Origin of the sequence: Pseudomonas sp. LTGT-11-2Z, from assembly GCF_003691445.1 — a bacterium.
GTDB classification, from domain to species: domain Bacteria; phylum Pseudomonadota; class Gammaproteobacteria; order Pseudomonadales; family Pseudomonadaceae; genus Aquipseudomonas; species Aquipseudomonas monteilii.
On sequence record NZ_CP033104.1, the window covers coordinates 2,314,139 to 2,329,058 of the forward strand.

Genomic DNA, 14,920 nt, shown 5'->3' on the forward strand with positions numbered 1-14,920 from the left:
CGCTCCCACAGTACCTCCACAGCGCTGGAGGTTGATGCTGTACGTGTGGGAGCGGGCGAGCCCGCGAAGAGGCCGGTGCAGGCTTAACCGGCAGCCGGTTTTTTCGCCGCCCGGGGCTTTTTCGCCGCAGCGGGTTTGACGCCCGGAAGGGCAGCTACCTTGGGGTCGGCAGGCGCTTTGGGCTCAGCTGCTACCTTGGGCTTGGCCGGCGCCCGCTTGCGCGGCTCCGCCTTCGGTGCCAGTGCCTCAGCCTCGGCTAGCTTGCGGGCCATGTCCCAGTGGCGCTCTTCCTCGCCTACAGGCTTACCCTCGGACTCCCAGATCTGGTAGGCGAATTCGCGAATACGTTTTTCATCGACACTCATCATGACGCTCCTGATGCTCAAGATTGTTGTATCAACAGGTTGACCGGAAACTCTGCCAGCACAGCGCTCAACATCAGCTCCCTAGAAGGGCTGACCGCCGCACAGGGGAAAAGTCCCGTCGAGTTGGCAGGCGACAAGGCAAACGGTAGTACCAGCCGGGTGTCGTCCCAGTTCTGCGCCGGGATCAACGGGGTTGCAGCGCCGCCCAGCAGGCCACTGGCCAGGCGTGGGGCGACGACGATGGCGCGTTCGCCTTCACCCAGGCGGGCAAAGGCGATCACATGGTCTGCATGCCGGCCTTGCACCGTCAGCGGAAGGTAGGCGCCGCGACGGAACAGGTCGGCATGGGCCTGGCGGAAGTCCAGCAGCCGGGCGATCAAGGCCTGCTTGATGCGGCCGTCGCGCCAGTGTGCCAGCAGCTCGGTGGTGGGCGTTGCATCGTCCAGAGTGGCCCGCCTGCAAGCGTAGTCCACGGCGCGGCGGTTGTCCGGATCGACCAGGCTGAAGTCCCAGTATTCGTTGCCCTGGTACAGGTCGGGTACGCCGGGCGTGGTCATGCGTAGCAAGGCCTGCACCAGGCCATTGAGGGCGCCGGGGCAGGCCAGCAGTTGCGCGGCATCGGCCACGGATTTGCGCAGTTGCTGGTTCTCGTTGTCCAGCAACAGGCTGTCGATGTAGCGGGCACAGGCACTTTCGTAGCCTTCGTTCGGGGCGCTCCAGCTGCTGCGCAACTTGGCTTCGCGCAGGGCTTTCTGCTGCCACTGGCGAATGCGCTCCGCATACTGGCGCAGGGCATTGCCATCGTGGAGGTCGAGGTCCAGCGGCCAGCTGCCGAGCAGGGTTTGCAGCAACATCAGTTCGTCGCCGGGGCTGGGGGCCTGACCATCTTCCAGCTGCGTACGTAGCGGTTCGGCCAGCTCGCGCCAATGTTCTACCCGGCTGGCCAGCCACGGGCCACGCTCGCTGAGCACGGCCAGGCGTGCGCGGGTGTCTTCGCCGCGCTTGTGGTCGTGCGTGGCGGTGGTCAGCAGGTTATCGGGGAAGTCGCGCAGGCGCCGCTGGGCTTCGTAGTGGAAGTGGATGGGCGGGGCGCTGAAACGTTCGGCCTCGAAGCCTACGTCGTTGCGCGACAGCAGCCGGGCACTGCGGTAGAAGGCAGTGTCCTCCACGGCCTTGGCGGCACTGGGAGCGGTCAACTGCTGGAAACGCACGCAGGCGTGACGCAACTGCTTGCGGACGCGGCCCGGTGGCAGGTGCCGCCAGCCTTGCCCGCCCAGCCATTGCTCAAGCTGCTCCAGCAGCGGCCAGTCGGCTTCGCCCAGGTCCTGCCGGGCATTGGCCAACGCTTGCTGGAAAAACCCTTCGTCTTCAGCCGGGCGCCCACAGGCGTTGAAGTAGGTGCGGTACACCGGGTAATGCGCCACCAGTGCCTGCAAGGCCCGGCGAATCGCACCCAGGGTCAGGTCGCGGGTCATCAGGTCGTTGCGGGCAACCTGCAATAGCGCTTGGGCCACCGATTCGCAGTCCCCGGCCAGGCTGGCGTTGAGCACCAGGTGGCGCGCCTGACGCACTTCTTCAGGGAAGTCCGGGCGCTCGGTGACGTTGGCCCACAGTTCCGTCAGCGGCATTTCGCCGGTCGGGTCGTGTTGCAGCAGCGAGACCTGGTTCATGAACTCGTAGCCGGTGGTGCCGTCGGTGAGCCAGTCGCGGTGCAGGTGTTCGTTGGCGCCGAGGATTTTCTCCACGTAGATCGGGAAGTGCTCCAGGGCAGCCTGCAAAGGCCGGCGTGCCAACAGGCCATCGACGCGCCGGCGCAGCTTGCGGCAGTAGCCACGTGGGTCGGCAAGGCCGTCGATATGGTCGATGCGCAGGCCGTCCACCAGGCCGCGTTCGATCAGTTCGAACAGCTTGGCGTGGGTGGCCTCGAACACCGCCGCGCGCTCCACCCGCAGCCCGCCCAGCTCGTTGATGTCGAAAAAGCGCCGCCAGTTGATGTCGTCGGCGGCGGTGCGCCAGCTGGCCAGGCGGTAGGTCTGGCGCTCCAGCAGCAGGTGCAGGCGCTTGAAACCGGCCTCGCTGCGGCTGTCGAACGCCAGCAGGGCCGAATCGAGGTCGGCGCCCTCGCGGGCCAGGCGGGCCAGCTCAGTTTGCAGCGGGAGGGCATCGGCAAGCGGCGTGACCGAGTCGCTCAAGGCGGTGAAGTGCTCGGCCAGGGCTTTCAGGGCCGGCTCCGGGCTGAGCGCCAGGATCCAGCCATAGTCGACCGGGCAGATCGGGAAGCGGTGCTCGTAATGCGCCACTTGCAGCAGGCCGTGATGCTTGTCGAATTCCAGCGGTATCTCGCCATGCTTCAAGGCCACGCCATAGTCGCTGCCCAGGAACGGCAGCAGCAGTTGCCCGGCCAGCAGCGGGTCGCTGGAATGCCACTGGATGTCGAAGAATTCTGCATACGGGCTGCGCCGGCCCCAGGCCAGCACGCTCTGCCACCAGGGGTTGTCGGCGCCGCCCACAGCCATGTGGTTGGACACCGTGTCGAGGATCAGCCCCATGCCATGCTGGCGCAGCGCGGCGACCAGCCGCTCCAGTGCCGCCTCGCCACCCAGCTCGGGGTTGACGCAGGTCGGGTCGACCACGTCGTAGCCATGGCGCGAGCCAGCACGGGCTTTGAGGATGGGCGATGCATACAGGTGGCTGATGCCCAACTGGGCGAAGTACGGCACCAGCGGCACGGCATGGTCAAGGGTGAAGTCGCTGTGAAATTGCAGGCGCAGGGTCGCGGTCAGCGGCTTCATCGGTCACGCTCCCAGGCCTGTTCGCGGGCCTGGGCCAGCAGTTCCAGGCGTCGTGCGGCATCTTCGTCATCGAGCAGATCGCGCACTGGCAAGGCGAAGCGCCGGCGCCAGTTGGGGTGCCCGGCGGTGGTGCCCGGCAGGTTGGGCTGCTCGTCACAACCGAGGAGGTCTTCCAAAGGCACCAGCACCAGTGGTGCGCGGGTATGGCCGACGTAGCGGATGGCGGCATCGATCAACGCTTCGTTGTCCTTCAGCGCACCGTAGTTGGCTTCCAGGGTGCGGCGCAGGCCGTCGTGCTCTTTCTGGCGGTCATGGCGCCAGTGCAATTCGGTGGCGGCATCGATCAGCTGCAAGCGGTGGCTCCAGTCGATGTCGCGGTTTTCCAGCCAGCCGGCCAGGGGCGCCAGGTCGTGTGTGCCGGTGGTGGCCAGCGCGTTTTCCGGCCAGTCAAGAATCGGCTTGAACTGGCCGGGCTGGGTTTGCTCGAAGGGCAGCACGCGCATGCCCAGCACGGCTTTCTCTGCCAGGGTTTCGCGCAGGCCATCGGGCACTGTACCCAGGTCTTCGCCGAGAATGATCGCCTGATGGCGCACCGACTCCAGCGCTAGCAGACGCAGCAGGTCGTCCAGCGGGTAGTTGAGGTAGGCGCCTTCGCTGGGTTTTGCCCCTTGCGGGATCAACCACAGCCGGCGAAGGCCCATCACATGGTCAATGCGCAGGCCGCCCGCGTGGGCGAGGTTGGCGCGCAGCATTTCTATGAAGGCGCGGTAGCCATTGCGCTTGAGCCCTTCAGGCGAGAACGCGCAGATGCCCCAGTCCTGCCCGGCACGGTTGAGGATGTCCGGCGGCGCGCCCACCTTCAGGCCTGCCAGCAATTCATCCTGGCGGCTCCAGGCCTGGCTGCCGGCGCCGTCGGCACCCACGGCCAGGTCGGCGATCAGGCCAACGCTCATGCCGTTGCTGCGGGCGGCTTCCTGCGCTCGCTGCAGGCCCCGTTCGGTTAGCCATTGGCAAAAGGCATGGAACTCGACCTTGGCCGGGTAGGCGTTGGCAAAGGCTTCCACTTCAGGGTGGTAAGGGTCGTGCCAGGCCTTGGGCCAGTTGCGCCAGTCGGCGCCCAGGCCATGCTCCACGGCTTGCGCTTGCAGTACCTCGAAGCGGCAGTGGTGCTCAAGCGCCTGGCCGCCGGCTTCGCGGAAGCTGTCGAAATCCGCGCGCAGTGGATGGTTGCCCTGGCTAAAGCCTTGGTACAGTGCTTCGAGCAGGCGCAGTCGGGCGCTGGCGGCGCGTGGCCAATCGACCAGTGAGCGTTGTTCCAGCTCTTCCAGTTGCTGCTCCAGGCCGCAGGCTTCGATGGCCATGCGCACCTCCCGTTCACCCAGCAGCGCAGCGGGGCTGGCGTACAGGGTGTTGAGCAGCAGGCGGCTGGAGGGCGAGTAGGGGCTGTAGTGCTCCTGGTCGATGGCCGACAGGGCGTGGATCGGGCTGATGGCCAAGGCATCGGCGCCGCGTTCGGCAGCGGAACGGGCCAGCTGCTCCAGGGCCAGGCAATCGCCGTAGCCGCCGTCGCCGGGGCGGCGCAGGCTGTACAGCTGCACGGCCAGGCCCCAGCAGCGCGGCGGGGGTTGCGGCACCTTGTCTTCCAGGCTGTGACAGCGCGGCGGTGCCACGGCCACGGTGAAGCGGCGGCTGTCGATTTCCACGTGGTGGTAGCCGATGGGTAGCTCACCGGGCAGGCGTGCCTGATCGTCGAGGCTGAGGGTAAGCGAGGCGTGGTCTTCAAGCGTGCAGTGCGCGACGCTGGCAGCACTGAAGTAGCGTGCCAGCGCCAGTGGCTGGCCAAGGTCGGCGGTCAGCAGTGGTGGCAGGTGCTCGCTGTCTTCCGCTGCCTCCACAGCGCGCAGGCTGGCGGCAATGGCGGTGTCATCGGCGGCGGGGTGGCCCAGGCCTTCCAGAATATTGCGCAGCACTTCATCACTGACGCGCTGGGGCCGGGCGTTGGCGTCGACCCAGTCGCGGCTCAGCCCGACGCGGTTTGCCAAGCGGTGCAGGGCGGTTTCGCTCATGGACGCTCCAGATCAGGGGGAAGCAGGCTGACCACACAGCTGTAGGCCGCCAGTTGGCTATCGGGGTGTCGGGTGTCGCTGCTGTCGAACAGCCGAGTGGACGCTGCGGGTAATTCGATGGACTGCGGTGTGTCGCCCAGGTTCAGGTCGATACGCAGGGTGTTGCCATCGCCCAGGCGCCAGCGTGCGGTCAGCGCCTTTTCGCCGTGCACCTCGGTGCCCAGTGAACGGCTACCGGGCAGGTGCGGGATGACATGGCGGTGGCGCAGGTCGAGCAGTTGCTGGTACAGGTCGTGCCAGCCGGCGATCACTTCCTTGTTTTGCGGGCGTGACGCTTCGAAGGTCTGTTCGGCGTTGGGGTCGGGAATGCGTGCGCGTTGCTCGGGGTCGGCGAACGCGTTGAAGTGAGCGAATTCGCCGCGCCGGCCTTCGCGCACGGCGTCAGCCAGCTGATCATGAAAGTCGGTGAAAAACAGGAACGGCCGGCAGCTGCCATCGTCATCGCCCATGAACAGCAGCGGGATCATCGGTGCCAACAGCAGCAGGCCAGTGGCCGCCCGCAAGGCCGGCGGCGGGCACAGGCGGGTCAGGCGTTCGCCCAAGGCGCGGTTGCCGACCTGGTCGTGGTTCTGCAGGAACAACACAAAGGCACTGGGCGCCAGGTGCCCGCTGGGTTCACCGCGTGGCGTGCCATGGCGGTTGGCCTGGCCCTGGAACACGAAGCCTTCGGCCAGGCAGCGCGCCAGCTGGTCGATGGGGCGTTGCTGGTAATCGGCGTAGTAGCCTTCGGTTTCGCCGGTCAGCAGCACATGCAGGGCATTGTGGCCGTCGTCGTTCCACTGGGCGTCGAAGCCCTGCTCAAGCAGGCCGGCCTGGTTGTGCTCGTTCTCCAGCACCAGCCACACCTGGCGGCCAGGTTCCACGGCGGCGCGCACGCGTTGCGCCAGCTCGATCAGGAAATCGGGCTGGTCGATGGCATGCACGGCATCCAGGCGCAGGCCATCGCAACGGTAATCGCACAGCCACATCAGGGCGTTCTGGATGTAGTACTCGCGCACCTGCGGGCGGCGGAAGTCGATGGCGGCGCCCCAGGGCGTCTGCCGGTCTTCGCGGAAGAACGGGCTGGCGTACTGGTGCAGGTAATTGCCGTCGGGGCCGAAGTGGTTGTACACCACGTCCACCAGCACCATCAGCCCCAGGCCGTGGGCCTGGTCGACCAGTGCACACAGCTGCTCGGGGGGGCCGTAGGTGTTTTGTGGCGCGAACGGCAGCACGCCGTCGTACCCCCAGTTGCGCTCGCCGGGGAACTGCCCCAGCGGCATCAGCTCAATGGCAGTGATGCCCAGCTCGGCCAAGCGTGGCAACTGTCGGGCAACCCCGGTGTAACCCTCGAGCAGGCCCACATGCAGCTCCTGGATCACTGCCTCGTGCCAGGGGCGACCTTGCCACGGGTGTTGCCAGGCGTAACCGGCCACATCCACCACCTGGCTCGGCCCCTGTACGCCTTCAGGCTGGTAGCGCGAGGCCGGGTCGGCCACCTGCAACTCGCCGTCGATGCGGTAGTGGTAACGGTCACCGGCCTGACACGGTGCAACGCCGGTGTACCAGCCATCTTCATCCGGCAGCAGCGCGATGGCCGGCTGCTGCTCCAGTTCCACGCTCACGCTGCGCGCATCGGGTGCCCAGAGGGCGAAGCGCGCCGACGTGGCGTCCAGCAAGTGTGCGCCATGCCTGTGCATCTTCTGGCCCCCGCTCAGTAATGGCTCAACTGTGCCTGCTTGACCAGGTCCTCGTAGAGGCGGGCGTAGGGTTCCACCGCCTGGCACCAGTTGAACGGTTGAGTCATCGACAGGCAGCGCATGGCGTTCAGCAGGTCCTTCTTGCCGTACACATAGAAGGCGCGGCTGAGTGCCTGGCGGTAGCTCTCGACGGTGGACTCGTTGAACAGGAAGCCGGTAACGCCGCACTCGATGGTGTCGGCCAGGCCGCCAGTATTGCGCGCCACCGGCAGCGAGCCGAAGCGTTGTGCATACATCTGGCTGAGGCCACACGGCTCGTAGCGCGACGGCATCAGCAAGAAGTCGCTGCCGGCGAACATGCGCCGGGCGTCGGTTTCGTTGAAGCCGATGCGCACGCCGATGCGGCCCGGGTGGCGCAGCGCCAGCTCGCGCATGGCCTGTTCCTCTTCGGGCTCGCCACGGCCGATGATCGCAATCTGCCCGCCTTGCTCGACGATGTAGTCGGCCACACCCAGAGTCAGGTCCAGCCCCTTTTGATAGACGAGCCGCGAAACTACGGCGAACAGCGGGCCTTCCGAGGCTTCCAGGCCGAACAGATCACGCACTTCCTGGGTGTTGCGTGCCTTGCCTTCCCAGTCGTTGATGCTGAAGTTGTGCTGCAGGTGCTTGTCGGTGGCCGAGTCCCAGCTTTCATCGATACCGTTGGGAATACCCCCGAGCAGGCCTTGCTGGGCCTTGCTGGACAGGAAGCCGTCCAGGCCGCAGCCAAATTCGGGTGTGGTGATTTCCCGGGCATAGGTGGCGCTGACCGTGGTGATGTGGCTAGAGTAGGCCAGGCCCGCCTTGAGGAACGACAGCTTGCCGTAGAACTCCATGCCTTCTTGCTGCATGGCGTGGTCGGGAATCGCCAGCTCAGGGCTGCAACCCCGGCTGTACACACCCTGGTAGGCCAGGTTGTGAATGGTGAACAGGGTAGGCGTGCTTAGCCCGCGCCAATGCATGTAGGCCGGGGCCAGGCCGGCGGGCCAGTCATGGGCGTGCACCACTTCGGGTGTCCAGTGGATCTTGCCTTCGCCTGCGGCGATTTCGGCCGCAGCCAGGCCCAGGCGGGCGAAGCGGATGTGGTTGTCGGGCCAGTCGCGGCCATTGTTGGCACCATAGGGCGTGCCGTCGCGCTGGTACAGTTCGGGGCAGATCAGCACATAGATCACCAGGCCGTCGGCCATGTCCATGCGCCCGATCTTGCACGGCGGCAGTGCGGCGTGGCCGCCCAGTTCACCGACGATGTGGATGGGGTTGTCGCTATCCATCACCTGGCGGTAGCCGGGGATCAGCACCCGCACATCGTGCAGGTGCGCCAGGGCGCGGGGCAGGGCGGCAGATACGTCACCCAAGCCACCGGTTTTCACCAGGTCGGCGATTTCCGACGTCACGAACAGGATCTTGCGCTTGTTGGGGTTGTGTTGGCGCTGGGCGCCGGGTGCCGTGCCTGTCTTGGCGAAGTCCGGGGTGAGCGGCTCGCGGTTGTCCGGGTTGAATGAATCTACGTGAGGCTCGACAGCGGCACTGATCATACTTCTCTCCGTCCCTATGCTTTGGCCGGGTGCTGGCACCCGTGGCGATATATCGTGTGAGTTCTCTCTAATTCGGATCTGCGTAGTGCGTTCCATGCCCCTGAGTCGTGCGCGCAGGCACAGCGCTGTCGGCATTCCGGCCGCAGGCGAGTGGACTGGTTGGGGTGGGTGGGCCGTGGCTGGGAGTGCCCCATCCGTTTGGCCTACTTAATTCCTGACCTACCGGCTTTCCTTAAAGTTCGACTTTTTTTCGTCACTCTTCCCTTGAGCAAATGGCGGGCCGAAAACCGAGTGTAGGAGAGAACGCGATAAAAAGGTGACCCACTGGTCATTAATGTGAGGTGCGAAATAGACGCAAACGTTGGCGTATTCGACTGGATGTGAAAAGGTTTGCCGGAGGCGTTTTGCGGGTGCGCCAAATTGTGGCTGGAATGGGAGCTTGCACCATAGTGGGGCGTTGGAAAGGTGTTTGTGTCTTTGCCAGTGACCCGCGAAGGGGCCTGACCTGGAAAGGTAGAGTCAGCAGGTGGGAGCCCTACAGCCCCCACTGAGAGGAAGGAAAGATCAGAGGCTGACGGCCTTGCCGTCGGTACGCGCTTGCGCCAGCAGCAGGTTCAGTTGGGCGACCTGCTGGCGCAGTTGGTCACGTTCGTCTTTCAGTTTACGCAGCTCATCACGGCGCACGGAGACATAGAGTGTCTGGGTTGGGGTTGCAGGCATCAAGGTACCCATGAGCACACCTCGCGGTTTTGGCTGGTGACAAGTCAAAGCGTAGACGCTTCACGCGGGGCGCATTCTGAATTCTTTTGCAGGGCTTGGGAACTTTTTTGTTTATCGTGGTCTCGCCGTTCGTCGCTGAACCCTCATGCGGTACGCTGGACTAATCTGGAAAGCTGGACTGTGTCGTCAACCATTTCGTAAGGGGAGCATCGGCTCATGCAACTGGGAATCGTCGGGCTGGGCCGCATGGGCGGCAATATCGCAAGGCGCCTGATGCGCGCCGGCCACCGCACCGTGGTACACGACCGCAACCGAGAGGCCATCACCGGGCTGGAAGCCGAGGGTGCTCAAGGCGCACACGACCTCGGTGCGCTGGTACAAAAACTGAAAGCGCCGCGCGCAGTGTGGGTCATGCTGCCGGCCGGCGAGCCGACCGAGCAGACCATCGCCCAACTGGCCGAACTGCTGGAGCCGGGCGATGCGATCATCGACGGCGGCAACACCTTCTACAAGGACGACATGCGCCGCGCTGCTGAACTGGCCAAGCGCGGCCTGCATTACCTGGACGTGGGCACCTCCGGCGGTGTGTGGGGCCTGGACCGTGGCTACTGCATGATGATCGGTGGTGAAAAGGACGTATTCGAGCGCCTGGAGCCTTTGTTCAAGGTATTGGCGCCGGGCGTGGGCGAAATCCCGCGTACTCATGGCCGTAGCGGTGAGCATCAGCGTGCCGAACACGGCTATATTCACGCCGGCCCGCCTGGCGCCGGGCACTACGTGAAAATGGTGCACAACGGCATCGAATACGGCCTGATGCAGGCCTATGCCGAAGGCTTCGACCTGCTGCGCAGCAAAGGCGGCAACGAGCTGCCCGAAGACCAGCGCTTCGACCTGAACGTGGCCGAGATCGCTGAAGTGTGGCGGCGCGGCAGCGTGGTCACTTCGTGGCTACTCGATCTCACCGCCGATGCCTTGGTGGCCGACCCGCAGCTGTCGCAGTTCAGCGGCTCGGTGTCCGACAGTGGCGAGGGCCGTTGGACCATCGACGCCGCCGTGGAACAGGCAGTGCCGGTGCCGGTGCTGTCCAGCGCGCTGTTCGCCCGCTTCCGCTCGCGCCAGCAACAGGGCACTTACGGTGACAAGATCCTCTCGGCCATGCGCCTGGGCTTTGGTGGCCATGTCGAGAAGAAAGCCGAATGACCAAACAGACCATTCCTGCTGCACCGCCTTGCACCCTGTTCCTGTTCGGCGCCAATGGCGACCTGGTCAAGCGCCTGCTGATGCCGGCACTTTACAACCTTAGCCGCGACGGTTTGCTGGACCGCAACCTGCGCATTGTCGGCGTTGACCACAATCCGGCCAGCGCCGAGGATTTTGCCGGGCGCCTGCATGCGTTCATGGTCGAGCGGGACAAGGGCACGGCCAAATGCCTGGACGAAAAACTGTGGGCACGCCTGGCCAAGCGCCTGGATTACCAGACCGGCGATTTCCTCGATCCGGCGACCTATCAGGCCATCGCCAAGCGTATCGAAAAGACCAGCCACGGCAATGCGATCTTCTACCTGGCAACCTCGCCGCGCTTCTTCCCCGAAGTAGCCCAGCGCCTGGGGCAGGCCGGGTTGCTCGACGAGTCTGCAGGGGGCTTTCGCCGTGTGGTGGTCGAAAAGCCGTTCGGCACCGACCTGGCCAGTGCCGAGGCGCTCAATGCCTGCCTGCTGAAGGTGATGGGTGAGCGGCAGATTTACCGCATCGACCATTACCTGGGCAAAGAAACGGTGCAGAACATTCTGGTCAGCCGTTTTTCCAACGGCCTGTTCGAATCGTTCTGGAACAACCACTACATCGACCATGTGCAGATCACCGCTGCGGAAACCGTCGGCGTCGAAACCCGGGGCGCGTTCTACGACAGCACCGGGGCCTTGCGCGACATGGTCCCCAACCACTTGTTCCAGTTGCTGGCGATGGTAGCCATGGAGCCACCCGCAGCGTTCGGCGCCGATGCCGTGCGCAGTGAAAAGGCCAAGGTGGTCGGCGCCATCCGCCCGTGGTCGGCGAAAATGGCCCTGAAAAACTCCGTGCGCGGCCAGTACATCGCCGGCAAGCAGGGGCGCAAGCCGCTGCCCGGCTACCGCCAGGAGGCCAACGTCGCTGCCGACAGCCAGACCGAAACCTTCGTGGCACTGAAGGTCATGATCGACAACTGGCGCTGGGCTGGCGTGCCATTCTACCTGCGTACCGGCAAGCGCATGAGCGTGCGCGATACGGAAATCGCCATCTGCTTCAAGCCCGCGCCCTATGCGCAGTTTCGCGAGTCGGAGCTGGAGCGCCCCAAGCCCAACTACCTGAAAATCCAGATTCAGCCCAACGAAGGCATGTGGTTCGACCTGCAGGCCAAGCGGCCGGGGCCGGAGCTGGTGATGGAGAACGTCGAGCTGGGCTTTGCCTACAAGGACTTCTTCAAGATGACCCCGGCGACCGGCTACGAGACCTTGATCTACGACTGCCTGACCGGTGATCAGACCCTGTTTCAGCGCGCCGACAACATCGAGAACGGTTGGCGCGCGGTGCAGCCGTTTCTCGATGCCTGGGCGCAGGATGGCGAGGTGCATGAGTACCCGGCGGGTGAAGATGGGCCCGAGGCTGGCAATGAACTGCTGGCGCGGGACAAGCGAGAGTGGCATCGGCTGGGGTGAGGTTCTTGTTATGCCTGTGCTGGCCCTTTCGCGGGCGAGCCCGCGAAAGGGCCAGCACAGGCAACCACATCAAGGAGGTTGAATGCCCACCCACATCGAAGACTACGCGCTGCTGGGCAACTGCCGCAGCGCTGCCCTGGTCAGCCGTGATGGCTCGCTCGACTGGCTGTGCTTGCCACGCTTCGACGCCCCAGCCGTATTCGCCGCACTGCTGGGCAACGAAGAAAACGGCCGCTGGCGCCTGGCCCCCAGCGACCCGGTCGAGCACAGTAGCCGGCGTTATCTGGACGATACCCTGGTGCTGGAAACCACCTGGGTCACCGCCAATGGCAGTGCCCGCGTGCTCGACTTCATGCCTTTGGGCGAGGTCAATTCGGTGGTGCGAATCGTCGAGGGCATCTCTGGTGAAACCAACTTCGAAATGGACCTGGTCATGCGCTTCGACTACGGGCGCAGCGTGCCCTGGGTGGAACGGCTCGACCCACTCACCCTCAGCGCCGTCGCCGGCCCTGACCGGCTGATCCTGTGCAGCACCGTGCCGCCGCATGCCCGCGACCACCATACCGTCGCCCGTTTTCGCGTTGCTACAGGTAAGCGGCATATCTTCAGCCTGCGCCATCAGCCCTCGCACCTGCCAGTGCAACCCGACCGCGACAGTGACCAGGCCCTGGCCCACACCATCGATCAATGGCAGGCCTTCGCCGCCCGTTGCCCGCAGGTAGGCCCCTACACGGCCTTGGTGCGCCGTTCGTTGCTTACCCTCAAGGCAATGACCTACGCGCCTACCGGCGGCATCGTCGCCGCCGTTACCACCTCGCTGCCCGAGCGCCTAGGTGGGGAGCGTAACTGGGACTACCGCTTCTGCTGGCTGCGCGACGCCACCATGACCCTGCTGGCGTTCATGAACCTGGGCTATTTCGATGAAGCCCAGGCCTGGCGGGAATGGCTGCTGCGTTCGGTGGCTGGCAACCCTGAACAGATGCAGATCATGTACGGCCTGGCTGGCGAGCGCGACTTGCAGGAATACACGTTGCCGTGGCTGGCCGGTTACGAGCATTCGCAACCCGTGCGGGTGGGCAACGCCGCTTCGCAGCAGATGCAGCTGGACATCTACGGCGAACTGGCCGATGCCATGACCCAGGCGATCAAGGGCGGTTTGCCGCGCCACCCGCGCAGCGCTGCCATTTCCCGCCTGATCCTGCCTTACGTCGAGCGCATCTGGCGCGAGCCGGACGAAGGCATCTGGGAAGTACGCGGTGGCCGGCAGCAGTTCGTGCACTCCAAAGTGATGGCGTGGGTCGCCTTCGACCGTGCTGCGGGGCTGGCCGACACCACGGAGGAAGGCCGCGAGCGTGGGCGGCATTATCGCCAGGTGGCCGATGAGATTCACCGTGAAGTCTGTGAGCGCGGCCTTGATGCCAGCGGTCTTTATTTCGTCCAGGCCTACGGTTCTTCAGAAATGGACGCCAGCCTGTTGCAGGTCGCCCTGACCGGATTTCTGCCGGCAGATGATCCACGCTTTTTACGTACGCTTGAACAGATCGAACAGCGCTTGCTGAAGAACGGCCTGCTGTTGCGTTATGACAGCGACAGTTGCAGTGATGGCCTGACGCCCGGGGAGGGTACTTTCCTGGTGTGCTCGTTCTGGCTGGCTGACGTGTATGTATTACTCGGGCGCCAGGCAGAGGCGCAGGCGCTGTATGAACGCCTGACCGGCCTGTGCAACGACCTTGGCCTGCTGGCCGAACAGTACGACCCGGCAGGTCAGCGCATGCTCGGCAATTTTCCCCAGGCGTTCAGCCATATCGGCATCATCAACACCGCACTGAACCTGCATCGGGCACAGTGCCCGGTGCGTGATCGGGCGAGTTGCAGATAGGTGCGACGTGCACCAAGGGATTGCACCACGTTGGAGCAAGCGGAGTAGACTAGGCCAAACCCCTTAGGCACGGAGCACCCATGGGCATTCGCGGTACTGATCGACAGATCGACAACATCGAGTTCAATGTCAGCGACATCGCACGGAGCAAGGCCTTCTACGGCAGCGTGTTCGGCTGGGCGTTCACCGATTACGGGCCCACCTACACCGAGTTCAGCGATGGTCGCCTTACCGGGGGCTTTACCACCGGCGAGCCGGTACGCCCGGGTGGTCCGCTGGTCATTTTGTACGCTGACGACCTGGAGGCCACGCAGCAGCGGGTCGAGGCGGCGGGGGCGAAAATCAGCCGGGCAACTTTTGCCTTCCCCGGCGGGCGACGCTTTCACTTCATCGACCCGGACGGTTATGAACTGGCGGTGTGGACGGCTCAGGGCTGATGGCCAACCACAAGATCGAAATCCGCCGGCGCAATATCGAGAAGATTCTGCAGGCGGCGGAAAAGGTGTTCGCCGAAAAAGGCTATGGCGCCACGTCCATGGGCGATATTGCCGAACAGGCCGAGTTGCCGCGCTCCAACCTGCACTATTACTTCAGCACCAAGGACGACCTGTTCCGCGCCGTACTGCAAGACTTGCTGGACGTGTGGAAGCAGGACGCGCTGTGCTTCGAGAACTTCGACGACCCACGCGTGGTGTTGACCAGTTACATCCGCGCGAAGATGGGGCATTCGCGTTCGCGGCCGCTGGGTTCGAAGATCTGGGCCGAAGAAATGCTGCACGGGGCGCCGGTGCTGGGGGTGAACCTGGATGAAAGCCTGGTGCCCTGGGCCAAGTTGAAAGAGAACAAGATCCGCCGCTGGGTAGAGGAGGGGCGCATTCTGCCGGTGGAGCCGTCGGCATTGCTGTACATGATCTGGGCTTCGACTCAGCATTACGCCGACTTTGGTTACCAGGTTGAATTGCTCAATGGCGGGGAGATGCTCTCGGACATGGCGTTCGAGAGTGCGGTGCAGACGGTGACCAGCGTGATCTTGCGGGGGATTGGGCTAGAGCCCTGAACCGGAAAATGGGGCCGCTGTGCGGCCCCAATTGC

General features: G+C 64.6%; 11 protein-coding genes. 5 read left to right on the forward strand and 6 right to left on the reverse strand.

Translation table 11 applies throughout. The features are described 5' to 3' along the window. Positions 1–83: 83 nt before the first annotated feature. From D8767_RS10685 to D8767_RS28680, 6 genes are all read right to left on the reverse strand, one after another. Positions 84–365: a DUF2934 domain-containing protein gene (locus D8767_RS10685; protein WP_371059035.1), complete on the reverse strand. Its 282-nt coding sequence runs from the start codon at positions 363–365 to the stop codon at positions 84–86. Positions 366–382: 17 nt separating this feature from the next. After that, entirely contained in the window at positions 383–3,157 is a 2,775-nt protein-coding gene (locus D8767_RS10690; protein ID WP_016711534.1) for a malto-oligosyltrehalose synthase, read from the reverse strand. Next, entirely contained in the window at positions 3,154–5,223 is a 2,070-nt protein-coding gene (gene malQ, locus D8767_RS10695) for a 4-alpha-glucanotransferase (RefSeq protein WP_016711533.1), read from the reverse strand. Before malQ ends, D8767_RS10690 begins: the two co-directional genes overlap by 4 nt. After that, complete coding sequence (gene treZ, locus D8767_RS10700) at positions 5,220–6,962, reverse strand: malto-oligosyltrehalose trehalohydrolase (RefSeq protein ID WP_016711532.1); 1,743 nt, start codon at positions 6,960–6,962, stop codon at positions 5,220–5,222. The genes malQ and treZ overlap by 4 nt, the downstream gene beginning before the upstream one ends. Before the next feature lie 14 nt (positions 6,963–6,976). Further along, a complete protein-coding gene (gene glgA, locus D8767_RS10705) occupies positions 6,977–8,536 on the reverse strand; it encodes a glycogen synthase GlgA (protein ID WP_016711531.1) in 1,560 nt (519 codons plus the stop codon). Positions 8,537–9,100: 564 nt separating this feature from the next. Next, on the reverse strand, positions 9,101–9,268 hold the full coding sequence (locus D8767_RS28680; RefSeq protein ID WP_013973320.1) for a DUF6026 family protein: 168 nt from the start codon (positions 9,266–9,268) through the stop codon (positions 9,101–9,103). 204 nt (positions 9,269–9,472) lie between these two features. On the opposite strand from D8767_RS28680, the gene gnd reads away from it, so the two are divergent. From gnd to D8767_RS10730, 5 genes are all read left to right on the forward strand, one after another. Continuing rightward, complete coding sequence (gene gnd, locus D8767_RS10710) at positions 9,473–10,456, forward strand: phosphogluconate dehydrogenase (NAD(+)-dependent, decarboxylating) (RefSeq protein WP_016711530.1); 984 nt, start codon at positions 9,473–9,475, stop codon at positions 10,454–10,456. Continuing rightward, a complete protein-coding gene (gene zwf / locus D8767_RS10715) occupies positions 10,453–11,949 on the forward strand; it encodes a glucose-6-phosphate dehydrogenase (protein WP_016711529.1) in 1,497 nt (498 codons plus the stop codon). Before gnd ends, zwf begins: the two co-directional genes overlap by 4 nt. An 82-nt stretch (positions 11,950–12,031) precedes the next feature. Then, the gene (locus D8767_RS10720; protein WP_016711528.1) at positions 12,032–13,828 is read left to right on the forward strand and encodes a glycoside hydrolase family 15 protein; all 1,797 of its coding nucleotides are present in this window, start codon (positions 12,032–12,034) and stop codon (positions 13,826–13,828) included. Positions 13,829–13,908: 80 nt separating this feature from the next. After that, positions 13,909–14,265, forward strand: coding sequence for a VOC family protein (locus tag D8767_RS10725; protein WP_016711527.1), 357 nt, complete (start codon positions 13,909–13,911; stop codon positions 14,263–14,265). Beyond that, the gene (locus D8767_RS10730; RefSeq protein WP_016711526.1) at positions 14,265–14,885 is read left to right on the forward strand and encodes a TetR/AcrR family transcriptional regulator; all 621 of its coding nucleotides are present in this window, start codon (positions 14,265–14,267) and stop codon (positions 14,883–14,885) included. The genes D8767_RS10725 and D8767_RS10730 overlap by 1 nt, the downstream gene beginning before the upstream one ends. Positions 14,886–14,920 lie beyond the last annotated feature (35 nt).

What these genes read in the sequence shown, in the direction of transcription:
- D8767_RS10685 (WP_371059035.1), bottom strand. Translation starts at nt 365, where the DNA reads ATGAGTGTCGATGAAAAACGTATTCGCGAATTCGCCTACCAGATCTGG.
- D8767_RS10690 (WP_016711534.1), bottom strand. Translation starts at nt 3,157, where the DNA reads ATGAAGCCGCTGACCGCGACCCTGCGCCTGCAATTTCACAGCGACTTC.
- malQ (WP_016711533.1), bottom strand. Translation starts at nt 5,223, where the DNA reads ATGAGCGAAACCGCCCTGCACCGCTTGGCAAACCGCGTCGGGCTGAGC.
- treZ (WP_016711532.1), bottom strand. Translation starts at nt 6,962, where the DNA reads ATGCACAGGCATGGCGCACACTTGCTGGACGCCACGTCGGCGCGCTTC.
- glgA (WP_016711531.1), bottom strand. Translation starts at nt 8,536, where the DNA reads ATGATCAGTGCCGCTGTCGAGCCTCACGTAGATTCATTCAACCCGGAC.
- D8767_RS28680 (WP_013973320.1), bottom strand. Translation starts at nt 9,268, where the DNA reads ATGGGTACCTTGATGCCTGCAACCCCAACCCAGACACTCTATGTCTCC.
- gnd (WP_016711530.1), top strand. Translation starts at nt 9,473, where the DNA reads ATGCAACTGGGAATCGTCGGGCTGGGCCGCATGGGCGGCAATATCGCA.
- zwf (WP_016711529.1), top strand. Translation starts at nt 10,453, where the DNA reads ATGACCAAACAGACCATTCCTGCTGCACCGCCTTGCACCCTGTTCCTG.
- D8767_RS10720 (WP_016711528.1), top strand. Translation starts at nt 12,032, where the DNA reads ATGCCCACCCACATCGAAGACTACGCGCTGCTGGGCAACTGCCGCAGC.
- D8767_RS10725 (WP_016711527.1), top strand. Translation starts at nt 13,909, where the DNA reads ATGGGCATTCGCGGTACTGATCGACAGATCGACAACATCGAGTTCAAT.
- D8767_RS10730 (WP_016711526.1), top strand. Translation starts at nt 14,265, where the DNA reads ATGGCCAACCACAAGATCGAAATCCGCCGGCGCAATATCGAGAAGATT.